The sequence below is a fragment of the Bacillus sp. AK128 genome, from assembly GCF_053903075.1.
Genome location: NZ_CP096379.1, coordinates 2,995,647 through 3,019,780, shown reverse-complemented (window position 1 = coordinate 3,019,780; position 24,134 = coordinate 2,995,647). Strand labels below are relative to the sequence as shown.

27 protein-coding genes are annotated in these 24,134 nt (G+C 36.3%); 19 read left to right on the top strand and 8 right to left on the bottom strand.

Annotated elements, in window-relative coordinates:
* Window positions 1-217: 217 nt before the first annotated feature.
* Entirely contained in the window at window positions 218-880 is a 663-nt protein-coding gene (locus M1D60_RS15110; RefSeq protein WP_456275663.1) for a potassium channel family protein, read from the top strand.
* 35 nt (window positions 881-915) lie between these two features.
* On the opposite strand, the gene rnjA is transcribed toward M1D60_RS15110, so the two are convergent.
* From rnjA to def, 3 genes are all read right to left on the bottom strand, one after another.
* Window positions 916-2,583, bottom strand: a complete 1,668-nt coding sequence (rnjA, locus tag M1D60_RS15105; protein ID WP_456275662.1) for a ribonuclease J1 — start codon at window positions 2,581-2,583, stop codon at window positions 916-918.
* A 4-nt stretch (window positions 2,584-2,587) separates the two neighbouring features.
* Entirely contained in the window at window positions 2,588-2,797 is a 210-nt protein-coding gene (locus M1D60_RS15100) for a DNA-dependent RNA polymerase subunit epsilon (protein WP_456275661.1), read from the bottom strand.
* 722 nt (window positions 2,798-3,519) lie between these two features.
* Window positions 3,520-4,074 (bottom strand): peptide deformylase, encoded by a 555-nt coding sequence (gene def, locus M1D60_RS15095; protein ID WP_456275660.1) that lies wholly within the window; start codon window positions 4,072-4,074, stop codon window positions 3,520-3,522.
* Window positions 4,075-4,328: 254 nt separating this feature from the next.
* Here def and M1D60_RS15090 point away from each other — a divergent pair, with 254 nt between their 5' ends.
* From M1D60_RS15090 to lpdA, 5 genes are all read left to right on the top strand, one after another.
* Window positions 4,329-4,985 carry a YkyA family protein gene (locus M1D60_RS15090; RefSeq protein WP_456275659.1) on the top strand — a complete coding sequence of 219 codons (657 nt, stop codon included), beginning with the start codon at window positions 4,329-4,331 and terminating at the stop codon, window positions 4,983-4,985.
* 708 nt (window positions 4,986-5,693) lie between these two features.
* On the top strand, window positions 5,694-6,809 hold the full coding sequence (gene pdhA, locus M1D60_RS15085) for a pyruvate dehydrogenase (acetyl-transferring) E1 component subunit alpha (RefSeq protein ID WP_456275658.1): 1,116 nt from the start codon (window positions 5,694-5,696) through the stop codon (window positions 6,807-6,809).
* 3 nt (window positions 6,810-6,812) lie between these two features.
* Window positions 6,813-7,790: an alpha-ketoacid dehydrogenase subunit beta gene (locus M1D60_RS15080; protein WP_456275657.1), complete on the top strand. Its 978-nt coding sequence runs from the start codon at window positions 6,813-6,815 to the stop codon at window positions 7,788-7,790.
* A 279-nt stretch (window positions 7,791-8,069) separates the two neighbouring features.
* On the top strand, window positions 8,070-9,401 hold the full coding sequence (locus tag M1D60_RS15075) for a dihydrolipoamide acetyltransferase family protein (RefSeq protein ID WP_456275656.1): 1,332 nt from the start codon (window positions 8,070-8,072) through the stop codon (window positions 9,399-9,401).
* 4 nt (window positions 9,402-9,405) lie between these two features.
* Complete coding sequence (gene lpdA / locus M1D60_RS15070) at window positions 9,406-10,815, top strand: dihydrolipoyl dehydrogenase (protein ID WP_456275655.1); 1,410 nt, start codon at window positions 9,406-9,408, stop codon at window positions 10,813-10,815.
* 33 nt (window positions 10,816-10,848) lie between these two features.
* On the opposite strand, the gene M1D60_RS15065 is transcribed toward lpdA, so the two are convergent.
* Complete coding sequence (locus M1D60_RS15065) at window positions 10,849-11,232, bottom strand: hypothetical protein (RefSeq protein ID WP_456275654.1); 384 nt, start codon at window positions 11,230-11,232, stop codon at window positions 10,849-10,851.
* A 154-nt stretch (window positions 11,233-11,386) separates the two neighbouring features.
* Here M1D60_RS15065 and M1D60_RS15060 point away from each other — a divergent pair, with 154 nt between their 5' ends.
* From M1D60_RS15060 to M1D60_RS15050, 3 genes are all read left to right on the top strand, one after another.
* Entirely contained in the window at window positions 11,387-11,635 is a 249-nt protein-coding gene (locus tag M1D60_RS15060) for a hypothetical protein (RefSeq protein ID WP_456275653.1), read from the top strand.
* Window positions 11,636-11,708: 73 nt separating this feature from the next.
* Window positions 11,709-12,581 carry a polysaccharide deacetylase family protein gene (locus tag M1D60_RS15055; protein ID WP_456275652.1) on the top strand — a complete coding sequence of 291 codons (873 nt, stop codon included), beginning with the start codon at window positions 11,709-11,711 and terminating at the stop codon, window positions 12,579-12,581.
* Between the two features lie 117 nt (window positions 12,582-12,698).
* Window positions 12,699-13,772: a M23 family metallopeptidase gene (locus tag M1D60_RS15050; protein ID WP_456275651.1), complete on the top strand. Its 1,074-nt coding sequence runs from the start codon at window positions 12,699-12,701 to the stop codon at window positions 13,770-13,772.
* Window positions 13,773-14,175: 403 nt separating this feature from the next.
* On the opposite strand, the gene M1D60_RS15045 is transcribed toward M1D60_RS15050, so the two are convergent.
* Window positions 14,176-14,610 (bottom strand): DUF1885 family protein, encoded by a 435-nt coding sequence (locus M1D60_RS15045; RefSeq protein WP_456275650.1) that lies wholly within the window; start codon window positions 14,608-14,610, stop codon window positions 14,176-14,178.
* A 300-nt stretch (window positions 14,611-14,910) separates the two neighbouring features.
* Between M1D60_RS15045 and M1D60_RS15040 the strand changes: the two genes are divergently transcribed.
* Together M1D60_RS15040 and M1D60_RS15035 are read left to right on the top strand one after the other, a co-directional pair.
* Window positions 14,911-15,210, top strand: coding sequence for a DUF3055 domain-containing protein (locus M1D60_RS15040; protein ID WP_456275649.1), 300 nt, complete (start codon window positions 14,911-14,913; stop codon window positions 15,208-15,210).
* Window positions 15,211-15,372: 162 nt separating this feature from the next.
* Window positions 15,373-15,495, top strand: coding sequence for a GapA-binding peptide SR1P (locus M1D60_RS15035; RefSeq protein WP_456275648.1), 123 nt, complete (start codon window positions 15,373-15,375; stop codon window positions 15,493-15,495).
* Between the two features lie 125 nt (window positions 15,496-15,620).
* On the opposite strand, the gene M1D60_RS15030 is transcribed toward M1D60_RS15035, so the two are convergent.
* Window positions 15,621-17,090 (bottom strand): aminotransferase class I/II-fold pyridoxal phosphate-dependent enzyme, encoded by a 1,470-nt coding sequence (locus tag M1D60_RS15030; protein WP_456275647.1) that lies wholly within the window; start codon window positions 17,088-17,090, stop codon window positions 15,621-15,623.
* Between the two features lie 213 nt (window positions 17,091-17,303).
* Between M1D60_RS15030 and M1D60_RS15025 the strand changes: the two genes are divergently transcribed.
* Both M1D60_RS15025 and M1D60_RS15020 read left to right on the top strand, forming a co-directional pair.
* On the top strand, window positions 17,304-18,260 hold the full coding sequence (locus M1D60_RS15025) for an NAD(P)H-dependent flavin oxidoreductase (RefSeq protein WP_456275646.1): 957 nt from the start codon (window positions 17,304-17,306) through the stop codon (window positions 18,258-18,260).
* 12 nt (window positions 18,261-18,272) lie between these two features.
* A complete protein-coding gene (locus M1D60_RS15020) occupies window positions 18,273-18,548 on the top strand; it encodes a UPF0223 family protein (RefSeq protein ID WP_456275645.1) in 276 nt (91 codons plus the stop codon).
* A 46-nt stretch (window positions 18,549-18,594) separates the two neighbouring features.
* Here M1D60_RS15020 and M1D60_RS15015 read toward each other — a convergent pair whose 3' ends face one another.
* Complete coding sequence (locus M1D60_RS15015; protein WP_456275644.1) at window positions 18,595-19,221, bottom strand: YktB family protein; 627 nt, start codon at window positions 19,219-19,221, stop codon at window positions 18,595-18,597.
* Window positions 19,222-19,455: 234 nt separating this feature from the next.
* Between M1D60_RS15015 and M1D60_RS15010 the strand changes: the two genes are divergently transcribed.
* The 3 genes from M1D60_RS15010 (at window position 19,456) to M1D60_RS15000 (ending at window position 21,097) form a co-directional block, all read left to right on the top strand.
* Window positions 19,456-19,644, top strand: a complete 189-nt coding sequence (locus M1D60_RS15010) for a hypothetical protein (RefSeq protein WP_456275643.1) — start codon at window positions 19,456-19,458, stop codon at window positions 19,642-19,644.
* Between the two features lie 191 nt (window positions 19,645-19,835).
* Window positions 19,836-20,648, top strand: coding sequence for an inositol monophosphatase family protein (locus M1D60_RS15005; RefSeq protein ID WP_456275642.1), 813 nt, complete (start codon window positions 19,836-19,838; stop codon window positions 20,646-20,648).
* Window positions 20,645-21,097, top strand: a complete 453-nt coding sequence (locus M1D60_RS15000) for a GNAT family N-acetyltransferase (protein ID WP_456275641.1) — start codon at window positions 20,645-20,647, stop codon at window positions 21,095-21,097. The genes M1D60_RS15005 and M1D60_RS15000 overlap by 4 nt, the downstream gene beginning before the upstream one ends.
* 33 nt (window positions 21,098-21,130) lie before the next feature.
* Here the strand turns inward: M1D60_RS15000 and M1D60_RS14995 are convergent, their stop codons facing one another.
* On the bottom strand, window positions 21,131-21,313 hold the full coding sequence (locus M1D60_RS14995) for a DUF5325 family protein (protein WP_456275640.1): 183 nt from the start codon (window positions 21,311-21,313) through the stop codon (window positions 21,131-21,133).
* Between the two features lie 165 nt (window positions 21,314-21,478).
* On the opposite strand from M1D60_RS14995, the gene typA reads away from it, so the two are divergent.
* The 3 genes from typA (at window position 21,479) to M1D60_RS14980 (ending at window position 23,988) form a co-directional block, all read left to right on the top strand.
* Entirely contained in the window at window positions 21,479-23,320 is a 1,842-nt protein-coding gene (gene typA, locus M1D60_RS14990; protein WP_456275639.1) for a translational GTPase TypA, read from the top strand.
* A 78-nt stretch (window positions 23,321-23,398) separates the two neighbouring features.
* A complete protein-coding gene (locus tag M1D60_RS14985; protein ID WP_456275638.1) occupies window positions 23,399-23,704 on the top strand; it encodes a YlaH-like family protein in 306 nt (101 codons plus the stop codon).
* Window positions 23,701-23,988, top strand: a complete 288-nt coding sequence (locus M1D60_RS14980) for a hypothetical protein (RefSeq protein WP_456275637.1) — start codon at window positions 23,701-23,703, stop codon at window positions 23,986-23,988. Before M1D60_RS14985 ends, M1D60_RS14980 begins: the two co-directional genes overlap by 4 nt.
* Window positions 23,989-24,134: the final 146 nt, after the last annotated feature.

Here is a 24,134-nt window from a genome sequence, read left to right as displayed (position 1 = left end):
GTAAGCCTCTTTATTATGAATATATAATGATAAGATTGTATTACATCCCATTAGCCATTGACAATTCCTCATATTAACTACTTGGAAAATAAAATCATTGTTCCTTCTATCTGTGAGGATTATAATAATTGGGTGAAGACAAAGGATCATCTATGATAAGATTGAATGAGATTATATTAAAGAATTGAATTGGACTATGTAACTTGGAGGAATCATCGTGAAAAAGGAATTTGCCGTAATCGGATTAGGAAGATTTGGCGGGAGTATATGCCGTTCTCTAAGTCAGCAGGGAATGGATGTATTAGCGATTGATATTGATGAAGACAAGGTTAATGAATATTCTTCGATTGCTTCGCATGCGGTTGTAGGAGATACAACAGATGAAGTTGTTTTGAAAAGTCTTGGTATCCGTAATTTTGATCACGTCATTATTGCGATAGGGGATAATATTCAAGCAAGTATACTAACAACCTTAATTTTAAAGGAATTAGGGGTAAAGCATATTACGGTCAAAGCTCAAAATGATTATCATGAAAAGGTATTATCAAAAATTGGTGCAGATCAGATTGTGCACCCTGAAAGAGACATGGGGCAAAGGATTGCGCATAATATTGTTTCCAACAATGTATTGGATTACTTAGAGCTTTCTGATGAACACAGTATTGTCGAAATTATTGCGAGTAAGCATGTAGATGGTTATTCTTTAATTGATTTAGATATTCGGGCAAAATACGGAATTAATATTGTAGCCATTAAACGAGGTAAGGATATCCTTGTTTCACCACAAGCTTCCGAAACCATCATGCAAGGCGATATATTGATCGTTATCGGAGCAGACACAGACATAAATCGCTTTGAGAAAAATTTAATCGAAGACTAAATAAAAAAACGAAGGCAGCTGCCTTCGTTTTTGTTTTAAACTTCCATAATAATAGGAAGAATCATAGGTTTACGCTTTGTTTTTTCATATAAGAATGGAGATAAAGTATCTGTAATCTCATTTTTAATTTCTGACCATTGAGTCGTCTTTCTTTCCATCACACGGTTTAAATGTTTTGTAATTAAACTCTGAGCATCATTAATAAGATCGCCAGACTCTCTCATATAAACAAAACCACGAGAAATTAAGTCAGGACCAGCTGCAATCTTAAATTCCTTCATATTGATACTAACTACTACAATCACAAGACCTTCTTCTGAAAGGATACGACGGTCTCTTAGTACAATATTGCCAATATCTCCAATACCACTACCATCGATATAAACATTACCAGATGGGATTTTACCTGCTACACTTGCTTCTTCAGATCCAAGTGCTAACACTTCTCCATTATCCATGATAAAGCAGTTTTCTTCTAGTACACCACAATCTATAGCGTGTTTCGAATGCATTTTTTGCATACGATATTCACCATGAATAGGCATAAAAAACTTTGGTTTCATAAGGCGAAGCATTAGCTTTTGTTCTTCTTGGCCACCGTGTCCTGAAGTATGGATATCATTTAATGAACCATGAATTACCTCAGCGCCAGCTTTAAAGAGCATATTGATCGTTCTGCTTACACTAATCGTATTTCCTGGAATAGGTGACGAAGAAAAGACAACAGTATCACCAGGAATGATTTGAATTTGACGATGAGTACCATTTGCTATACGTGATAGGGCTGCCATTGGCTCTCCTTGGCTTCCTGTACAAAGGATTGCTACTTTATCAGCTGACATCCTGTTAATCTGAGATGGTTCAATAAAGGTATCTTTAGGACAACGAATATAACCTAATTCTTGTCCAATGTTGATTGCTGCTTCCATACTTCTTCCAAAGACAGCGACTTTTCTTCCATTTGCAACAGCTGCTTCAACCATTTGCTGAAGACGATGGATATTAGAAGCAAAAGTTGCGAATATAAGTCTTCCATTCACCTTACGGCAGATATCATGAATACTTTCGCCGACTTTTCTTTCCGACATCGTAAAGTGAGGGACCTCACTATTTGTACTATCTGACAATAAACATAGTACGCCTTCTTTTCCGATTTCAGCCATCTTAGTCAGGTTCGCAGGTTCACCGACAGGAGTGAAATCAAACTTGAAATCTCCCGTATGAACAACCTGACCTGGTGGTGTTTTTACAACAATTCCGTATGAATCTGGTATACTGTGCGTTGTTCTAAAGAAGGTAACGGATGTCTTTCTAAACTTAATTACATCATCTTCTTTTATTTCATGTAATGTGGTTTGTCTTAATAATCCATGCTCTTCAAGTTTATTCTTAATTAATCCAAGAGCCAGTTTCCCACCATAGACTGGAATATTTATTTCTCTTAGTAAGTATGGGATTCCCCCAATATGATCCTCATGTCCGTGAGTAATAAATAGACCTTTAATTTTATCAACGTTCTTCACTAAATAACTATAATCTGGTATGACATAATCAATTCCAAGTAGTTCATCTTCTGGAAACTTAATACCTGCATCAATTAAAATAATTTCGTCTTGAAATTGAACGCCATACGTATTTTTGCCGATTTCACCCAGTCCGCCGAGGGCAAATACAGCAGTTTGATCATTTTTAACGAACTTCATAGTTTTATACCGTCTCCATCTTGAAATTTTCAGATTGCTGTTCGTATTCTAGAAAAGCTCCTGATACTTTTTGAACTAATTCGATATTATAATTGCGGTCGGACAATTTTTCTCGAACCTCACGTTCTGTTTTTGCTTCCACATATAAAGTTCGTGTACGTTCACGTACGGGAACTTCAAAACGACTTTCTTGAAAATATACTTTAAATACCATTTCTATCTCTCCTTGAGCTACTAATATATATAATGTCCAAATAGGTAACCGTAAATGGTTTATTTTGGTATAAATTCCAATTTGAACTATTCTAAGCAAGATTTGTAAGATGACAATAAAAGCTATTATATGCTGTATTATGCCTTGATGCAAATACCGAACTTAGTTGTTGCTTTCTATTATATCGGAAATTAATATTTATTTCATGTTTTTTCTATTTACACTAAAATTTTCAAACCACTTTAAACTATGCAATTGTTTTTTTTCTAAGCATATCGTTCCATTGTTCTAATAATTTTTGTTTAAGTTTTTTTAACATGTGATTGCTCCTTTCAGCATCCTTGATGCATCAATTCTCACGGCTGGTTGTACTAGTAGTATATGTAAAAAAGGTGATCTCTATCGTGGGTATAAATGGAATTTATTGTGGAGGGTAATTTTAATAAGGTGTTAAGAGGTTTAGTAATAATAAAAGGCTGTTTTTCGTATAGATTTTTGCTTTGCGTAAAAATCCCAAATACCGGATTTTCACCTTAGTATTAAGATCCTGCTATACATAAGGAGAGTCGCTCTTTTCTAATCTCAACTCAATTTACTTATAATACTGGTTGTACAGCCAAACTTAATGTCAAGAAAGCAACAAAGTTTTAGAAAAGAGCCTTAAAAAAACTAACCTAAATAGTTTCTAGGTTAGTCTTCATGTCATGATGCCAAATGTGAATTTATCGTTCTATAGCCACAGCGTTTTCTGGCTCTCTATATGGATTATCTTTATCAATATGATCAAAAAACATAATTCCATTCAAATGATCAATTTCATGCTGGAACACGATAGAAAGAAGTCCCTTAAGTCTAAGCTTTACATCTTTCCCTTCTAGCGTTGTCCCTTTTACTGTAATTCGTGCGTACCTAGGTACATAACCTTCGACTGCACGATCAACTGAAAGACATCCTTCTCCACTATCTAAAAAACTTTTTTCGATAGAATGACTTACGATTTTTGGATTAAAAAGGGCGTAGCTACATAAATTATCTTTTTCGTCTGTAACATGAATGGCAATCATTCTCTTAGGAATATTAATTTGTGGAGCTGCTATTCCGATACCAGGCCGCAAGTCATGTATCGATGCAATCTCAGGGTTCTGACTATTTATTACAAACTCAATCATTTCTTTTAAGATTTTTTTATCTTCTTCTGAAGCCGGGAGTGCGACTTCCTCTGCGACTTGACGCAAAGTAGGATGACCTTCCCTAATAATATCCTTCATGGTAATCATAAAAACCAACTCCTAGCCATTAAAAATGATTATAATTGATAAAAGCATACCATATATAAAACGCATATAAAAGAATGCATAGTTAAACATTTTAATGTGTAATCAACCAGTTCATATAGTAAGTTGTGTTTGATATAGTATGTGTGAAGGACTATTTAGTTGGACAAGCGCATATGAATAGTAGTGAAGATAAAGTTGTCAAATTTAATATTAAACACTATAGTAAAACTTGGAAATGTAAAGGGGGAATTACTTTGCGATTAAGAATGGTAATAATCTGTCTTACTACAATATTCTTTGTAGCAGGATGTCAGTCTGGTCCACTACCAGAAGAGCAAATATATGTACACTTAGAGCAAGCGGTAGAGCTTGAAACTGATTTTGAGAATCAGCAAGCACCTATTACAAATCTAGAACAAGAAGAAAAAGAATTATATAACCAAATTATAGAGCTGGGATTAAAGGAATTTGAAAAAATTAAACAATTATCGGTTCAAGCAATTGAGAAGGTTGACGAGAGAAAGACGAAGTTGGATTTAGAATATGATAGTATTAAGCAATCCAAAACCGAATTTGATAAAATTACAGATCTTGTAACTGGTATTGAATCTGAGGATCTGAAGAGTGCAGCGGAATCACTTATTCAAACAATGGAGAAAAGGTATCAAACATACGAAGAGCTATATGCTGCATACACAGCATCAATTACTTTAGATAAAGAACTTTATGCGATGTTCCAGCAAGAAGATATGACATTAGAAGCACTTGAAGCAAAAATCACTGAAATTAATAATAGTTATGAGCAAGTTATTCAATTAAACGAGTCCTTCAATACTGTTACAACTGACTATAATGAACAGAAGAAAGCCTTTTATGAAACTTCTGGATTAGAAGTAACTTATGAAAAATAAAGCCTGTTTTCGTATATATTGTTGCTTTGTGTAAAAATATCAAAAGCCGGACCTTTAACTTAGTATCAAGATCTTGTTATAAATAAAGAAAGTTGCTGTTTTCTAATCTCTACCCAATTTACTTATAACACTGGGTTGTAAAGCTAAACTCACTGTAACGAAAACAACAAAAAATTAATAAAGGGATTCCTGTTTAAACCTTATTTTAGAATAGAAACCTAGCAGAAGAACTGTACCTCTAATCATTGAGGTACAGTTTTTTTAATATACTGGAAAACTAACTAGTATTTCTTAAATGCTTAAATGATTCTATATAAAAGCACTATTGTTATAATTTTGTGTTGTAATATATGTAATACAGACGCGGATGTTGTATTAGTACAGTTGGTTTTGGGTAATTTATTTTTAATTGAAGATAATCGTTTTATACTGACAACACAATCATTGACTAAAAAAAGAACTTTGATGTAAACTGACAATAGAAGTTAAAATTGTATTAGTCGGAATATATTTTTGACTAGTACAGGTGTTAAAATACTGTTTACCGGTTGTTTGATAGGTTTATGAAACCAATGTTTTGTGGAAAGGATATAATTGAGACTTTCATGACTTTCTATTTAAAGTTTGGGATATCCTATGACTGTATGTAAACAAACTATCTTTTACCATTATTTTTAAATGGAATATAAATGAGGAAGGGTGACTTAAATGGCTGCTAAAACAAAGAATGCTACTTTTGATCAACAAAAGCAGTTCGAGGCAATTGCAGGCCAGTTCCAAACGTTTCAAATTCTGAATGAAGAGGGCAAAGTTGTAAATGAAGAAGCAATGCCTAAGTTATCAGATGAAGAGTTAAAAGATTTAATGTCTAGAATGGTGTACACAAGAATTCTTGACCAACGTTCCATTTCCTTAAACCGTCAAGGACGTTTAGGTTTCTATGCTCCAACAGCTGGACAAGAAGCTTCTCAAATTGCTTCTCAGTTTGCATTAGAAAAAGAAGACTTTATTCTACCAGGCTATCGTGATGTTCCACAAATTATTTGGCATGGTTTACCTTTATACCAAGCATTTTTATTCTCAAGAGGACATTTTCATGGGAATCAAATGCCAGAGGGTGTAAATGTTATTTCTCCACAAATCATTATTGGGGCACAATACATTCAATGTGCTGGTGTAGCGCTTGGTATGAAAAAGCGTGGTGCTAAGTCAGTAGCGATTACATATACAGGTGACGGTGGGGCTTCACAAGGTGATTTCTACGAAGGAATTAACTTTGCCGGTGCCTATAAGGCTCCTGCAATTTTCATTGTACAAAACAACCGATTTGCAATCTCAACTCCTGTTGAAAAACAATCAGCTGCAAAAACAATCGCTCAAAAAGCAGTTGCTGCAGGTATTCCAGGAATCCAGGTAGACGGTATGGATCCTTTAGCAGTCTATGCAGCAGTAAAAGATGCTCGTGAACGTGCTGTTAATGGGGAAGGCCCAACTTTAATCGAGACACTTACTTATCGTTATGGACCACATACAATGGCAGGGGATGACCCTACTCGTTACCGTACAGAGGAATTAGACAATGAGTGGGAAAAGAAGGATCCACTTGTACGTTTCCGTAAATTCCTTGAAGATAAGGGAATTTGGAATGAAGAAGAAGAGAATAAAGTAATTGAGCAAGCAAAGGAAGATATTAAGGAAGCGATCAAAAAAGCGGATGAATATCCAAAACAAAAAGTAACTGACTTAATCGCAAATATGTATGAAGAACTTCCAAACAATTTACAAGAACAAATGGAAATTTATAAAGAGAAGGAGTCGAGATAATCCATGGCGCAAATGACAATGATTCAAGCAATCACCGATGCGTTACGTACGGAATTAAAGAACGATCCAAACGTATTAGTATTCGGTGAGGACGTTGGAGTAAACGGAGGCGTATTCCGTGCGACTGAAGGCCTTCAGGCTGAATTTGGTGAAGACCGTGTATTTGATACACCACTAGCTGAGTCTGGAATCGGGGGTCTAGCGATTGGGTTAGCACTTCAAGGCTATCGACCAGTACCAGAAATTCAATTCTTTGGATTTGTATATGAGGTAATGGATTCTATTTCAGGGCAAATGGCGCGTATGCGTTACCGTTCAGGGGGACGTTATTCTTCCCCAGTTACGATTCGTTCTCCTTTTGGAGGCGGTGTACATACACCTGAATTACATGCAGACAGCTTAGAAGGACTGATGGCTCAACAGCCTGGTTTAAAAGTAGTTATTCCTTCTACTCCTTATGACGCAAAAGGTTTATTAATCTCAGCGATCAGAGATAATGACCCAGTTATTTTCTTAGAGCACATGAAGCTTTACCGTTCATTCCGTGGAGAAGTACCTGAAGGTGAATATACGATCGAACTAGGAAAAGCTGATGTTAAACGTGAGGGAACAGACTTATCAATTATTACTTATGGTGCTATGGTTCACGAATCTTTAAAAGCTGCAGAGGAGCTTGAGAAAGAAGGGCATTCTGTAGAAGTTATTGATTTGCGTACTGTTCAGCCTCTAGATATTGATGCAATTATCGCTTCAGTAGAGAAGACAGGAAGAGCAATTGTAGTACAAGAGGCACAAAAACAAGCTGGTGTGGCTGCAAATGTTGTGGCAGAAATTAATGACCGTGCAATCCTAAGCTTAGAAGCTCCTGTTTTACGTGTAGCAGCGCCTGATACAGTATTTGCCTTCTCAGCAGCTGAGAGCGTTTGGTTACCAAACTATAAAGATGTTATTGAAACAGCTAAGAAAGTATTAAATTTCTAGTCTCTGTTAATGTACAATGTTGATTTTCTAGCACAGTTGATTGTAGTGGAAGGACGCGAGACTCCTGCGGGAGCAAGCGTGACAGGTGAGACCCCGCAGGCGCATGCCGCCGAGGAGGCTCACCGCACGCCCCGCGGAAAGCGAGTGTCCTGTAACGAAAATCAACAACAAATTTTAAACAGAGGCAATTTCTAAAATAAGATAGGGAGAAATCGAACGTATGGGTGATTTCTCTTTCAATAAAATGTTTCTTCATTTGAAAAAGGAGGTAAATATACCGTGTCATTTCAATTTAAATTACCTGATATCGGTGAGGGTATCCATGAAGGTGAAATCGTTAAATGGTTTGTTAAACCAGGCGATGAAATAAATGAGGACGATGTTCTTGCCGAAGTTCAAAATGACAAGGCTGTTGTAGAAATTCCTTCACCTGTTAAAGGAAAAGTATTAGAACTGAAAGTGAATGAAGGAGATATTGCAACAGTAGGTCAAACAATTGTTACCTTTGATGCTCCTGGATATGAAAACCTAAAGTTTAAAGGCGACGACCATGACGACGAGAAACCAAAGGAAGAGAAGAAGCCGGAAGCTCCTCCAGCAGAAGCTGCTGCTCCAGAAGCACCAACTCCTTCTCAAGCTGAAAATACTCCAGCAGCAGAGGTTGACACAAATCGTCGTGTCATTGCAATGCCATCTGTTCGAAAGTATGCGCGTGAAAAGAATGTTGATATCCGCCAAGTGGCTGGTTCAGGTAAAAATGGAAGAGTAGTAAAAGCTGATATCGATACATTCTTGAATGGAGGAGCAAAGGTTGAAGCACCTGCATCTGCTGATAGCCAAGTAACGACTTCACAAGAAACAGAAGCTAAGGGTACAGATAAAAAGGTTACTCCGATCCCAGAAGGAGAGTTCCCTGAAACGCGTGAAAAGATGAGTGGTATGCGTAAGGCAATTGCTAAGGCAATGGTTAATTCTAAGCACACTGCACCGCATGTAACGTTAATGGATGAAGTTGATGTAACTGAACTGGTTGCCCACCGTAAGAAGTTTAAACAGCATGCTTCTGATCAGGGCATAAAGTTAACGTACCTACCATATGTTGTTAAGGCGCTTACATCTGCTTTGAAAAAGTATCCTGTTTTAAATACTTCTTTAGATGATGCAACAGAGGAAATTGTTCATAAGCATTACTATAACATTGGAATTGCAGCTGATACTGAAAAAGGATTATTAGTGCCAGTTGTAAAAAATGCTGATCGTAAGTCAATCTACGAGATTTCAAATGAGATTAATGAACTTGCTTCGAAAGCTCGTGAAGGCAAGCTTGCTCCGGCAGAAATGAAGGGTGCATCTTGTACGATTACAAATATCGGATCTGCTGGTGGACAGTGGTTTACACCTGTTATTAATCACCCAGAAGTAGCAATCTTAGGTATAGGAAGAATAGCTGAAAAACCTGTTGTTCTAAATGGTGAAATCGTTGTTGCTCCTGTTTTAGCATTATCATTGAGCTTTGATCACCGTATGATTGATGGAGCAACTGCACAAAATGCACTAAATCATATTAAACGTTTATTAAATGATCCACAATTAATTTTAATGGAGGCGTAATCGAATGGTAGTTGGAGATTTTCCGATTGAACTTGATACTCTAGTCATTGGAGCAGGACCAGGTGGTTACGTAGCTGCAATTCGAGCTGCACAGTTAGGTCAAAAGGTATCAATCGTTGACCGCGGTGTACTCGGAGGAGTTTGTCTTAACGTTGGTTGTATACCATCTAAAGCTTTAATTGCTGCGGCCCACCGCTATGAAACAGCCTTGCATTCTGAAGAGATGGGAATAAAGGCTGAAAATGTATCAGTTGATTTCTCAAAGGTACAAGAATGGAAAGCTGGTATTGTGAAGAAGCTTACTGGTGGAGTTGAAGGTTTACTAAAAGGAAATAAAATTCAGATTTTATCTGGTGAAGCATATTTTGTTGATCAAAATACTGTTCGCATTATGGATGATAACTCAGCTCAAACATATAAATTCAATAACTGTATTATTGCAACAGGATCTAGACCTATTGAAATCCCAACCTTTAAATTCTCGAAGCGTGTCATTGATTCAACAGGTGCTCTTAGCCTGAATGAAATTCCGAAGAAAATGGTTGTCATTGGTGGCGGCTATATTGGAACAGAGCTAGGAACTGCTTACGCAAACTTTGGAACAGAAGTTGTCATTGTTGAAGGTGCAGATGAGCTTTTAAATGGTTTTGAAAAGCAAATGTCTGCAGTTGTGAAGCGTCGCCTAAAGAAAAAAGGTGTAGAAATCTTCACTAAAGCAATGGCTAAAGGTGTAGAAGAGACTGAAAACGGTGTGAAGGTAACCTTTGAAGTCAATGGTGAAGCACAAACAGTTGAAGCTGATTACTGCTTAGTAACGGTTGGCCGTAAACCTAATACTGATGAATTAGGGCTAGAGCAAGTAGGCATCGAAAAAACAGATCGTGGGATCATTAAAATTGATAAGCAATGCCGTACATCTGTTAATAATATCTATGCTATTGGTGATATTGTTGATGGACCTCCTTTAGCTCACAAGGCTTCATATGAGGGTAAAATTGCTGCAGAAGCCATTAGTGGTCACCCTGCGGAAATCGATTACCTTGCCATCCCAGCTGTTGTTTTCACAGATCCAGAAATGGCTACAGTTGGATATCAAGAACATGAAGCTAAAGCGGAAGGTATCGAAGTGAATGCTTCTAAATTCCCGTTTGGAGCAAATGGCCGTGCATTGGCATTAGATAGTGCAGATGGATTCTTAAAGCTCGTAACTCGTAAAGATGATGGTCTTGTTATTGGAGCTCAAATTGTAGGCACAAATGCCTCAGATATGATTGCTGAATTAGGTCTTGCGATTGAAGCTGGAATGACTGCTGAAGATATAGCGATGACAATCCATGCTCATCCTACTTTAGGTGAAATTTCAATGGAAGCTGCTGAAGTTGCAATTGGTAGCCCGATTCATATTGTAAAATAAAACAAAATCGTCCTCTATGATTGGAGGACGATTTTATTTTGTTTCTATATAATCAGAAATACTGTTAATAATTGTTGTTTTTTCATTTTTTCCTTCAATTTTAGCAATAATTTCTTTGCTGTCGATTAACAATAGGGTAGGATACGTACTTACTAAGAGTTCTTCCTCAATATTCTCTATATCTTCATTTGATAAAACAATAACCTCTTGTAAATCATCTGGGTACAGTCGCTTGACTTCAATTAAAGCATTATAGTATTCATTTTCAAGCATAAGATCCTTTTCATTTGATATGTATAAGGCGTCTGCTTCTAATAGTGTTTTTAATGTTGGGTCATTCTCACTGTTTTTTAATTGACAGGAAGATAATAATAATAAAGAACTTGCCAGCAGGAAGACTCGTCTATACATATTCATGATCACTCACCCTTTATAAGCAAAGTTAGGCCTATTGTATCATGTTACCTACTAAAAATAATGCTTGTCATTTAAATGTTACAGAAATGAAAAATACTACGGATTCTTTTGCATAAACTTCTAATAAAATGTCTTTTAGTTAGGGGAATGGAGTATGAAGGGAATCGTTGTGATTAGTTTGCAGAACATCATTTATAGCAGCTTTTTAATGGTTGAAATGCTGTCACAGCAAGATCGACTCTATGCGAAGGTGCTTTTATTCCTTGTGTTTGTGTATTTAGCTTTTCATATAGCAACTGCAAATGGCTTTAGCCCGAAGAATTCCATAAAGATTACCTTGGGTTCATTGGTCATGTTTTTTTTATTTCAACAGGCTTTCCATTGGATCTATCCTTTTATTTAGGCTATTTCTACGATTACTATAAGTAAGCGTAGGTGAATGATGTCAATATATATTATGTTCATTGGAGGAGAGTATGAAAAGAATATCCGTTTCAATGTTAATTTTCTTATGTTTGTTGTCAGCTTGTACAGAAGACACTAATCAATCTAACAATGATAAGGACCCAGTGAATGAAACTCCGAGTGAAGTCGAAGGGGAAAATGAAAAGGATGAAATGAAAGAGAGCGAGACTCCTCAGTCTAATAATGAAAATCAAGATAGGCTAACGAAAGAATTAGAAGAAAATATAGCGGAAGAACCTAATCAACCATTAGAACCTTTATATAAAATAAATGAAGCGAATTGGAGTGTTGATCCTATTGGTGATGCGAATGATAAGGTAATTTTGTTAACAATTGATGATGCACCTGATCAATACGCGCTAGAAATGGCAACTTTGTTAAAGGAACTAAAAGTTCCTGCCATCTTTTTCGTTAATGGACATTTTATCGATTCTCCTGAAGAAAAAGAAAGGTTAAAACAAATATATGAGCTTGGATTTCCAATTGGCAATCACACATGGAGTCATAAAAATTTAAAGGAACTATCTGAGGAAGAGCAATATAAAGAAATTATGAGTTTAAGTGATGAAATTGAAGTCATTACAGGGGAAAGACCTAAATTTTTTAGAGCTCCATTTGGTTCTAATACTGATCATGCGAGGAAACTAGTGAATGTTGACAGTATGGTTTTAATGAACTGGACGTATGGATATGACTTTATGAAGGAATATATGAATAAAGAGGCACTTACTGATATTATGATTCATACAAATTTATTAACAAATGGAGCTAATTTGCTCATGCATGATCGTGAATGGACCTATCAAGCACTTCCGGATATTATAAATGGCCTAAGAGAGAAAGGGTACGAGTTTGTAAATCCAGAACTCATTCAAACACCTTAATTTAAAACTATGCCTAAAACAATGATCGGGGATTCTCCTTTCATTGTTTTTGATTTCTGGGAAGGTTAAAATGAAAGAAAGCTATAAATAGTAATGCAATATGAAAGGACAAACCCTATGCAGAAATGGATTATACTATTCTTGATTTTGTCAATCGTTGTTACGGGTTGTGGGAAACAACAGGAAGTAAAGGAAGTAGATAAGGATAAAGAAAGTAAAGAAGAAGCAGAGAAACCGAACACGCCTGTTTACACTGTACAACTTACAGAAGAAAATAATCAGATGTTTCTTTCTCTTGATGAATTGTCCCAAAAGATGGACTTGACCTATCAATACGACAACCTAAACAGATTGGTGAAGTTCTATATAAATAACCTTGAATACAAACTCATATATGGTGTACCTGTCTATGAAAGAAATTCAGAGTATGTTCCTACTGAAAGAGGACATCTGATGGTTATTAATAATGAACCATTTCTTTCGATAAATTTTGTACTGGATGAATTAGGATGGAATGTAAAAGAAAATGGCCAAGTAGCTTCCATTTCTATTTCGGAAAATAAGGGAGACATCCCTGTAAGTGCTACACCAACAAAACCAACAAATGTTGATGAGATTCTGTCTATCTTGTCAATTCTAGAGAATCCAATAAGTGGAGCTAAAGTAAGTACAATTGTGTCCCATCTACCCGGAGCTCCCCGAAATTATCGAAACGGAACACATGAGGGCCTAGATTTTTACCAATATGGTACAAATGTTGAAATCAACCCGAATACCCCTGTATATGCAATGGGCGAGGGAAAGGTAGTTAGAGTTGATCATGACTACCCTGGTTACTCTTCAGTTGAAGAAAGAAATGATGACTTGTCTATAGCAGCTAATTCCGAAATAACGCCAGCTTACATTTTAGATAAACTAAGAGGAAAGCAGGTATGGGTTACTTATCCAAATGGTATCCTTGCAAGATTTGCACATTTGGACCGGGTAGCGGATGATTTGTCCGTTGGAGACATCGTAACTAAGGATCGAATTATAGGATATGTTGGAAACAGTGGGACTAGTGGAGAAGTCTTAAAGAACAATACGGAATATCATTTGCATCTTGATCTCCTTATACACAACGAACTTTTTTGGGTAGGGTTAGATGATCAAGAGGTAATCACCATCTTAACGAGTGTTTTTGAGAAATAAATAGAGACTGGGACAAAACCTAATACACCAGTCCCAAATCCGAATAATCTCTAAATTAGTCTACCTATCAAATATAGTACTGCTTTCGTTTACTTGTTTCTATTAACTAGGTAAGCTAGAAAACAAAGTCGTTCCATTGCGCTGCAGACACTTGCTTTCCGCGGGGAGGAAGTCGAGCCTCCTCGGCTGCGCCTGCGGGGTCTCGACCTTTCCTCCATCTCCCGCAGGAGTCAAGTGTCTTCCGCTCCATTCCACTAGGTTTAAAAATAGTATGCAAATTAACAAACGATTGAATGTAACAAATAAAAACCCGAACTATTAGGTGGAAGATACATCAAAATATCACCAAATTGTTCGGGTTTACCACTGGCTGGAGTACTTATGTCCCAGCCTCTTTTATTTCTTATTTTCTTTTATAGTAATACATGACTCTTCCGTTAAATAGATGAAGCTCACCTTCAAGCTTCTTCGCTAAAAATTTACAAAACTCATTCCCTTTACCTTTATCTCCATATGTAGCTCCTTCAGGAAGAACTACTTGAATATAATTCTGGCTGCTCTCATTACCATTCTCGTCTTTCAACTCTTCAGAACCAACTCCGACAACAAGGGAATGATAGCCTCTTTCCTCTGACTTTAGATAAAACCAAACTCCCTTTCCTTCTGGCTTTTCTTTTAACTCATAAGGGAAAGCAGCATTTCCGTATGACCAGTCCACTTGTGAGCCTGTCTTAGTTGTGATTTCCTTATAATAAGTAAAAAGCTCCTTTACTTCTTCTAACGTAATCTCCTGCTTAGATGACGCAGGTACCAACTTTATGTATGCACTTTGACTCAATTTTCATTCACTCCTATCGGCATTTTCTTATCTTGGATTGAATATAGGTTTAAGGATGTATAAATAAAACGTTACCTAGCCTTTAGAAAAAAGGTGAAGCTAACATAAATTTCTATCAAAAAAATCTCCTCATTCATACAATCACTATTCTAGCATTCGAGTTTAAAGATTGACAATAATAATAAGTCAATTAATAGCGATCATTAAAGAAAAAGAAGGGTGTAGGTCATTTGACTAGTTGAAGTAGATTATGGATTGTATTATAATAATATTATGAATATTTAATAAAGGAGGAATAGGATGAATTACTTTGAAAGGCTTTATGATGAAAATGAGATGGCAAAAGTAAGATTTGTCGGCTTCACTACTGATGAAGTTCGCTATGACTTTGGCCTCGTGTATACCAATATGTTCTTTGGTAAGCCTCTAGTTATCTGTATGCAAACAGGTAGATCCGCACTTCTTGATCCCCAGGATATTGAAAATATTGATACTCTTCAACAAACATTTAGAATTCGCACCTATAAAGAGGCGGAGGATCTTTCTGAATTTTTTAAAGAAACCATTCCAACAACAAATTTTGAAACACAATACGAATAAACTACTAGTGAGTAATTATTTTTCTACACAGTTAATTGTATAATACATACTTTTTAATGTGTTATACAAATTAATGATTGACATGATTATTATGACATATTAATATATGTTTAAAGAGTGTTTTGTTACCGCTTTCAACAATGGATAAGGGGATGAGAAAACATGGGTATAATCATATGTCAATCTTGTGAAAGAACAATTGATCATGTTGAGGAAGAAAAGGTTTCAACTTTGTATGCAACTTGTAATAGTTGCACTTGCAATTCTGACCAAAAAGAAAAATAAAAAAGATATCAAATAATAAAAGCATGCCGATTCATTTCAGCATGCTTCTTCTTTGTGATTATACGAAATACTTGGACTAGAACTGAGTGTTTTAGAAAATAATCAACCATATAACATTGAACTTGTTATCTAATAGCACGATGTTCTTTAATTACACGTAAATGATTTAAGCTAAAGTCTTCTGGTCCTTGAACGGGTAACCCTACGTCTTGATTCTTTTTAATATAACTTAGATTTTCTTCTGTTATAATTTCACCTGGAATGAAGATTGGAATCCCTGGCGGATAGACCATAATAAATTCTGCAATAATTCTTCCTGCAGATTGTTCAAAGGGAACAACCTCGGTCTCTGAATAGAAAGCATCCCTAGGTGTTAGGGCAAGGACTGGAATATCTGGTACAAAGACATTAACAGTTTCCTTCTTTTCTTGGTTTTTAAAGGTCTCTGATAATTTTTTCAATGCATTAATTAAGACAGAGGTTTCTTTTTCCGTATCTCCAGGAGTAATGATGCATAGGATGTTATACAAGTCTGATAGCTCTACCTCAATATTCCATTGTTCTCGGAGCCATTTCTCTACATCATACCCAGTTATACCCAAATCCTTAACAGATATCGTCAGTTTAGTAGGATCGTAATCATATGTCGCCTGTGAGCCTATGATCTCCTTTCCAACACAATAGAGTCGGTCAATCTCATTAATTCGAGATCTAGTTTGTTCTGCGAGTTCAATGGCTTTCGTTACTAGCTCTCTGCCTTCAGTAGCAAGTCTTCTTCTAGCGGTATCTAATGAAGCTAAAAGTAAGTAGGAAGTTGAAGTGGTCGTGAGCATACTTATAATGGATTGGACACGCTTGGGGGAAACGAGTCCCCCTTTTATATTTAAAATGGAACTTTGAGTCATCGAGCCTCCAAGCTTATGAACACTTGTTGCTGCCATATCTGCACCGGCCTGCATCGCAGAAAGTGGAAGTTCATCATGAAAATGAATATGAACTCCATGGGCTTCGTCAACTAATACCGGAACATCATAAGAATGGGCTATCTCTACAATTTTCTTTAAGTCTGCAGATACTCCAAAGTAAGTAGGATTAATGACGAGAACTCCTTTTGCTTCAGGATTTTGCTCAAGAGCTTTTTCTACAGAATCAGGTGTAATTCCATGGGAAATCCCTAGTTCTTTATCAATCACAGGGTGTATAAACACCGGCGTTGCTCCTGAAAAGATAATTGCAGACATGACTGACTTATGTACATTACGTGGGACGATAATTTTTTCTCCAGGGCCACATACTGACATAACCATAGTCATTATGGCACCACTTGTTCCTTGTACGGAGAAAAAAGTGTGATCGGCTCCAAACGCCTTTGCTGCAAGATCCTGTGCTTCTTTTATCATTCCTTTTGGATGATGCAAGTCATCTAATGGACCAATATTTATTAAATCTATCGATAGTGCATTCATACCGATAAAATCACGAAATTCTGGATCTATTCCGCTTCCTTTTTTATGGCCTGGAATATGGAATTGAATAGGATTCTTTTTTGCATGTTCTAGTAAACCCGTAAATAACGGAGTTTCATTTTGGTTCAATACATACACCTCTTTATTTGATTCTTTGTCTAATTTTATCAATAAAACAAATGTGATTATAGCACTAATAACATACTATGGAAAGAAAAATCATATATCACTTATCGTTCTTCTATAAGTATACCTTTTCCTAATAATAACTGAATAAACCCAAAATCAATTAAAGGATATTCTTATAAAAACTAGAAGTGTAAAAGATGGAGGGGATTAACCATGAAGTGGGAAAATAGAATAACCAATTTATTAAATATAAAATATCCAATTATTCAAGGAGGCCTTGCTTATTTGGCTTATTCGGACCTTGCGGCTGCAGTGTCCAATGCTGGGGGATTAGGTCAAATCACCGCTATGTCTTTAGATAGTCCTGAGTCGTTACGAGAAGAAATTAAGAAGGTACGAGAAAAGACTAAGCATCCATTTGGTGTTAATTATGCGATTGGTCAGCACGGGCGGCCTTTTGAGCATATGCTAGAGGTAGCCATTCAAGAGAACGTACCCGTTGTAACGATGACAGGTGGAAATCCTACCCCTATTTTTGAGCAACTGAGAGGAACGGACATCAAAAAATTAGTATTGGTTGCAGCAAGACGCCAGGCTGAAAAAGCAGAGGAACTAGGTGCTGATGCTGTCATGGTTGTTGGACAAGAGGGAGGAGGCCATCTGGGCAAACATGATACCGGTACCATCGTTCTAGTTCCTCAAGTTGTTGATGCTGTTAAGATCCCTGTCATTGCCTCAGGAGGGATTGCTGATGGGCGTGGTTTAATGGCTGCGTTGAGCTTAGGTGCTGAGGGTATTGAAATGGGAACTAGGTTTATAGCTACGGAAGAATGTATTCATGCTAGTAATCTTTATAAGAATAGACTTGTAAACGGGACAGAAAATGATACTGTAGTTATTAAACGTAGTATCGGTTCTCCTGCAAGGGCTATTTCAAATAGTTGGACAGATACGATTATTGACCTGGAGTCAAAGTATGGAAGCTATGAAGCTGTAAAAGAATATATAAGTGGTCAAGCAAATCTGCGATACATATATGATGGTGCTGAAAATGAAGGCTTTGCATGGGCAGGTCAGGTTATGGGAAGAATCAAGGATATTCCGACTGTTGATGAATTGTTTAAGCGAATCATTGGAGAGGCAGAACATATTAGGAAGTCATGGAATTAACGGAGGTAAAATATGAGCTATCAATATCCGATATCTTTAGATTGGAAAACGGATGAAATCGTTGTTGTCGTTGAATTCTTCAGCTGCATTGAAAAAGCATATGAAAAGGGAGTCGAAAGAGACCTTTTGTTAAATGCATATAGAAAATTTAAAGGTATTGTACCTGGTAAGGCTGACGAAAAGAAGCTGTGTGCTGAATTTGAAGCTCAGAGTGGTTATTCATGTTATCGTACCATTCAAAAAGCGAAAGAAGAACAGCGTAATATTGTGAAGATGATTAAACATTAAAAAGAATGCTGTTTTAGACAGCATTCTTTTTAGTGTTAAACATACTTTACCTCAAGGAAAGTTTATAAATTGGTAACAGAGTTTGATAAGTGTCTCTTACCATATTAATGAATTCTTCTCCGTCCTTTAAGATTGGATCATTTGAATTGATTTTTTTTCCTACTAGGAATTCTGCTTTTTTTACATCCTTAAATCGGTTGAGAATAGCCTCAAATTCTGTTTCTGATAATCCATCTATAGATATGGAGTCTTTTTTCATATGATCTTGTGAGATCACGTAATCTTTCGGAATGCGGTTAAACACTTCATCTGCTTGTCCTAAAAATTTACTAGCCATCTCTGCTTTGTTAGGTAACTCATATATATAAGCTAACCAAACAAATACATGATCATCAAATAATCCTACCTGAAAGTGAGGGTGTTTTTTATACCCTCGCTTATCGTGAGCAATTGCTAACCAAGTATCCTTTGGTGGGTTTACCGTTCGTCTGGCATGCTTAGCTATATGTAAATACATTTCATTCCCAATAAATGCAGATAAATCATTAGTAAGAATAGCACCAATTTCTCTGAACTTTGGTTGTATATTCTCCTTAATTGCCTCCATTCGCTCATCTAAACCTTCAATTGAAAAAGTTTGAAAATCTTCTTGTTGAAATCCTGAAAATGTCATGATAATCCTCCTGCATAAAACTGCTTTTCCCCATCATATCATATCCAAATTATAAGTAAAAAAATAAAACCTTGAGCATCAAAAGTGGGTAGACATGGGTTAATACACATTTTTGTTGCATAGCACAAGATGTATACATAATATATATAAAATAACTATCAGAATATTTAGTTTCTATGAGATATAAGTGAATCGGCTAGATCAGTAATAAAAATAAGAAAGGGGTGCAGTTTCTTGAAACAAGTATTAAATACTTTAAAGAAAGCGGAAGCAGCAAGAAGGATTTCTGTATTGCGATTAGAAATTGATTATGAATTAGCCACCCTTTATGACGCAATGACGAATAAGGATACGAAACTTAAAGCAGAATGTAAACGTAAATTAGAAAAACTTCGACAAGAGATGAACCGTTTAGAAGTATAATGATATTTACGAACCTTTGATAAGGGTTCGTTTTTTCTGTGAAGCTTTTTTCGTAAGTTCTGCACTGGTAAATTGACGCAGTATTTACAAAAGTAGCTTTATGAAAAGGTACATAACTTGCATTTAACTAATTACTTTCGATAATCTTATTGTTATAAGATTGAAACCTGAATAATAAAGGGGACTAAGAAATGGAATCTGCGAATGACTGGACTAGCATTAATTCATATGCAAAGAGCTGGGTCAAAGAGGCCGGAACATACATAAGGGAATCATTTTCTACCGAATTAATGGTGAAATCAAAGTCAAATCCCGATGACCTAGTTACCAATATGGATCACGAAACAGAAAAATATTTCATAGAAAAAATTAACCAAACATTTCCAAACCATCGAATATTGGGAGAAGAAGGTTTCGGGGATGAAGTTACTTCACTAGAGGGTGTCGTTTGGATTATTGACCCGATAGACGGAACGATGAATTTTGTTCATCAACAACGGAATTTTGCGATTTCAATTGGAATTTACGAAGATGGGATTGGCAAGATTGGTTTGATTTATGATGTCGTGAGTAATGAGCTATATCATGCAGTAAAAGGACAAGGTGCATATTTTAATGATGAAAAGCTGCCTTTACTTGAAAAGGTTGAGATTGAAAAAGCAATTATAGGGATCAATGCAACCTGGGTAACAGAAAATAGAAGAATTGATCCATCTGTTCTTACTCCTTTAGTTAAGAAGGTACGTGGCACAAGATCATACGGATCTGCTGCCATTGAACTGGCTTATGTAGCAACTGGACGTCTTGATGCTTATATTACAATGAGGTTATCACCGTGGGATTTTGCTGCAGGATTAGTTATTATCGAAGAGGTTGGTGGAAAGATGACTACCTTGGACGGCCAAGCATTAAATTTAGTTGGACAAAATTCTATATTCGCTTGTAATTCAAGCTTACATGAGCACGTAATCCAAACCTATATAAAGCCTGATGAAATCAAGTGAACCTAATTAGCAAAGATTTACAGGAAGAAGATATTCCTTTTTTTCAAGGGTTGATTAAGGCTAGCCCAGAGTGGGAACAAGAGGAAGTATCATCAGCAGAAATTAAGACGTATTTAGAACTTTATCAAGAGGGAACATGGTCTGTTTGGTTCGAAGGTGAAAATCGTGTTGGAATATCATATTATGTGGAAAATGCGGCCTCCAACAATCGTCCCTGGATTGGAACCGTGTTAGTTGCTTCAGCCTATCGCTCAAGAGGCATTGGAAAAGAAATTGTTTCAATGTTGATGAAGGATTTACAGCGGGAGGGTCATAAGGTTGTGTATGCGGCAATACCTATAGTCCAAGACTTCTGGATTAAGTTTTTATCCTCTTGTGGGTTTGAACAATATAAGATTGAAAAAGATCATGATCGAATGTACTTATTATTTATAAAACCAATAGAATAGCTCAAAATTAAAAAAGTGCCTTAGTGGGCACTTTTATTTTTGTGATTTTCTTAATTTACTCTTATAGGAAAAAGCAACCCCTGAAGTGATAATAACACCGACAATGGCACCAAAAATCCCTAAGAGACTTCTTTCCCCAACTGCAATTCCAATTAATATCATGAAAAAAGTTGTAAGTAATGCGAATACTAAAAAAAGAATATTTATTTGTTTCATTTTTAAGCCCTCCAAGTACAGTTTACAAAAGTTTTACGTAAATGAATAGATAAACTTCACCACTTATGGAACGGTATGGTATAATAACAAAGTTGTGTAAAAAGCCAAATTGTGTTTTAGTGTTATATGGATATAAATATTTTAAATTAAGTAGGAGATGAGTACGTGAAATTACGTGACGATATTCGTAATATTGCTATTATTGCACACGTTGACCATGGTAAAACAACTTTGGTTGACAAATTACTACACCAATCAGGAACATTCCGCTCAAATGAGTTTGTAGAAGAGAGAGCGATGGATTCCAATGCCCTTGAAAAAGAACGCGGTATCACTATTTTAGCGAAAAATACTGCGATTGAATATAAAGAGAAGCGAATTAACATCATGGATACTCCTGGTCACGCTGACTTTGGAGGAGAAGTAGAACGAATCATGAAAATGGTTGATGGTGTTCTACTTGTAGTAGATGCTTATGAAGGAACGATGCCTCAAACACGTTTCGTATTGAAAAAAGCATTAGAACAAAAATTAACTCCAATTGTAGTTGTAAATAAAATTGATAAGCCTTCAGCAAGACCTTTAGAGGTAATTGATGAAGTAATCGACTTATTTATCGAGCTTGGTGCAGAAGAAGATCAACTAGAATTTCCAGTAGTCTATGCTTCTGCTATTAATGGTACAGCAAGTCTTGACCCAGATCCAGCAAACCAAGACGAAAATATGAATTCATTATTTGAATCAATTATTGAGCATATTCCAGCTCCGGTTGATAACAGTAATGACCCATTACAATTCCAGGTGACACTACTTGATTATAATGATTATGTTGGACGTATCGGAATCGGACGTATTTTCCGTGGAACGATGAAGGTAGGTCAAGAAGTTTCACTTATGAAACTTGATGGAGCTGTGAAGAAGTTCCGTGTTACAAAGATGTTTGGATTCATTGGATTAAAAAGAGTTGAAATTCAAGAAGCAAAAGCTGGTGATCTTGTAGCGGTATCTGGAATGGAAGATATCAATGTAGGGGAGACGGTTTGTCCTACTGACCACCAAGAAGCATTACCGATTCTTCGTATTGATGAGCCAACGCTTCAAATGACTTTCCTAGTTAACAATAGTCCATTTGCAGGTCGTGAAGGTAAATGGGTAACAGCTAGAAAAATCGAAGAACGTCTAATGGCTCAGTTAGAAACGGATGTTAGCTTACGTGTTGAAAATACAGATTCTCCAGATGTTTGGATCGTGTCTGGTCGCGGTGAGTTACATTTGTCAATCCTAATTGAAAATATGAGACGTGAAGGCTTTGAACTACAAGTATCTAAACCTGAAGTAATCGTTAAGGAAATCGACGGTGTTAGATGTGAGCCGATTGAGCGAGTTCAAATTGATGTTCCTGAAGAACACACAGGGTCTATCATGGAGTCTCTTGGTATGCGTAAGGGTGAGTTAGTTGACATGTCTAGTAATGGTGGTGGCCAAACACGTATGGTATTTAATGTACCTGCTCGTGGTTTAATTGGTTATAGAACTGAATTCATGACATTAACAAGAGGTTATGGGATTCTTAACCATACCTTTGATAGCTACCAACCACTTTTTGCAGGTCAAGTTGGTGGACGTCGTAACGGTGTTCTAGTTTCACTAGAAACTGGAAAATCAACACAATACAGTATTTTAGCTTTAGAAGACCGTGGAACGATCTTTATTGAGCCTGGTACTGATGTTTATGAAGGTATGATTGTTGGTGAAAATAATCGTGATAACGATTTAACGGTAAATGTTATTAAAGCAAAACAAATGACAAATATGCGTTCTGCTAACAAAGACCAAACGACAACGATGAAAAAGCCTAAACTTATGACTTTAGAAGAATCATTAGAGTATTTAAATGATGATGAACTTTGTGAAGTTACTCCACAATCGATTCGTCTACGTAAGAAATTACTTGATAAGAGTGAGCGTGAAAGAGCGGCTAAGAAAAAGAAATATGCTGAAGTATAAGCAATAACCATATAGGTGGAATGTGGGGTTAACGTATAGTTGACCCCTTTTCTACATAAGCAAAGGAGGTAACATAAAATGGAAGATAATTTTTCGTTTTTTGCGTCATTATATCAGATTGATCAAAACCCTGAAGTTGGAATGTGGCTATTGTATATCACCATTTTCCTTTTATCGGCCCTTGTTTATAAGTTAGGATTTGCTAAAAAATTACCCATTTTAAAATCCATTGTTATTTATTTTTTTCTTGGATTAGGTTGTAGCCTTTTAACAATTCTAGCGGTTTCCTTACCTGTCGTTGAGGGATTAATGGTTGCTGCACTAGTGTTAATCGTTTATAAAGTACGCCTTTATCAATCCAAAAAAGAAGGAAGTAGCGCATGAATTCATTACAAGATGCACTATATAATTGGTTAACCATTAAAGTAGTAGCTGATGTTAGAAAAGATGATCTTGCAGCCCAGGAAACAGCAGCCTTTTTTTATGAATTGTTAACGGTGGATCATCAATTAAAGGACATCCTCATTGAAAAGGATGAAGTTATGTATGAGGTGTCATATACTATAGGTGAAACAAGAAAAACAACTAAATTCCCAACTGAATTAATTGATGTTATGTTAGATCAAATGGTAGCTGAGCCTGAAAAATTTATAAATTATCCTAAATAAAAAATGACGGACCGCATTCGGACCGTCATTTTTTTATATTGCAACAAAACGTTGCGCTCTAAGCCTGCCTTCCTTACTAGCGGGGCGCTTGCGCCTTTCTGTTTAGCGAAAGTATAAAATTAATCATTTGTGGAAAACTCGAGTCT

Excerpts from the sequence above, each read along its gene's own strand:
- M1D60_RS15005 (WP_456275642.1), top strand. The coding sequence starts at position 19,836 with ATGGAATCTGCGAATGACTGGACTAGCATTAATTCATATGCAAAGAGC.
- M1D60_RS15040 (WP_456275649.1), top strand. The coding sequence starts at position 14,911 with ATGAATTACTTTGAAAGGCTTTATGATGAAAATGAGATGGCAAAAGTA.
- rnjA (WP_456275662.1), bottom strand. The coding sequence starts at position 2,583 with ATGAAGTTCGTTAAAAATGATCAAACTGCTGTATTTGCCCTCGGCGGA.
- M1D60_RS15050 (WP_456275651.1), top strand. The coding sequence starts at position 12,699 with ATGCAGAAATGGATTATACTATTCTTGATTTTGTCAATCGTTGTTACG.
- lpdA (WP_456275655.1), top strand. The coding sequence starts at position 9,406 with ATGGTAGTTGGAGATTTTCCGATTGAACTTGATACTCTAGTCATTGGA.
- def (WP_456275660.1), bottom strand. The coding sequence starts at position 4,074 with ATGATTACCATGAAGGATATTATTAGGGAAGGTCATCCTACTTTGCGT.
- M1D60_RS15060 (WP_456275653.1), top strand. The coding sequence starts at position 11,387 with ATGAAGGGAATCGTTGTGATTAGTTTGCAGAACATCATTTATAGCAGC.
- M1D60_RS15020 (WP_456275645.1), top strand. The coding sequence starts at position 18,273 with ATGAGCTATCAATATCCGATATCTTTAGATTGGAAAACGGATGAAATC.
- M1D60_RS15080 (WP_456275657.1), top strand. The coding sequence starts at position 6,813 with ATGGCGCAAATGACAATGATTCAAGCAATCACCGATGCGTTACGTACG.
- M1D60_RS14985 (WP_456275638.1), top strand. The coding sequence starts at position 23,399 with ATGGAAGATAATTTTTCGTTTTTTGCGTCATTATATCAGATTGATCAA.
- pdhA (WP_456275658.1), top strand. The coding sequence starts at position 5,694 with ATGGCTGCTAAAACAAAGAATGCTACTTTTGATCAACAAAAGCAGTTC.
- M1D60_RS15065 (WP_456275654.1), bottom strand. The coding sequence starts at position 11,232 with ATGAATATGTATAGACGAGTCTTCCTGCTGGCAAGTTCTTTATTATTA.
- M1D60_RS14980 (WP_456275637.1), top strand. The coding sequence starts at position 23,701 with ATGAATTCATTACAAGATGCACTATATAATTGGTTAACCATTAAAGTA.
- M1D60_RS15025 (WP_456275646.1), top strand. The coding sequence starts at position 17,304 with ATGAAGTGGGAAAATAGAATAACCAATTTATTAAATATAAAATATCCA.
- M1D60_RS14995 (WP_456275640.1), bottom strand. The coding sequence starts at position 21,313 with ATGAAACAAATAAATATTCTTTTTTTAGTATTCGCATTACTTACAACT.
- M1D60_RS15055 (WP_456275652.1), top strand. The coding sequence starts at position 11,709 with ATGAAAAGAATATCCGTTTCAATGTTAATTTTCTTATGTTTGTTGTCA.
- M1D60_RS15035 (WP_456275648.1), top strand. The coding sequence starts at position 15,373 with ATGGGTATAATCATATGTCAATCTTGTGAAAGAACAATTGATCATGTT.
- M1D60_RS15100 (WP_456275661.1), bottom strand. The coding sequence starts at position 2,797 with ATGGTATTTAAAGTATATTTTCAAGAAAGTCGTTTTGAAGTTCCCGTA.
- M1D60_RS15015 (WP_456275644.1), bottom strand. The coding sequence starts at position 19,221 with ATGACATTTTCAGGATTTCAACAAGAAGATTTTCAAACTTTTTCAATT.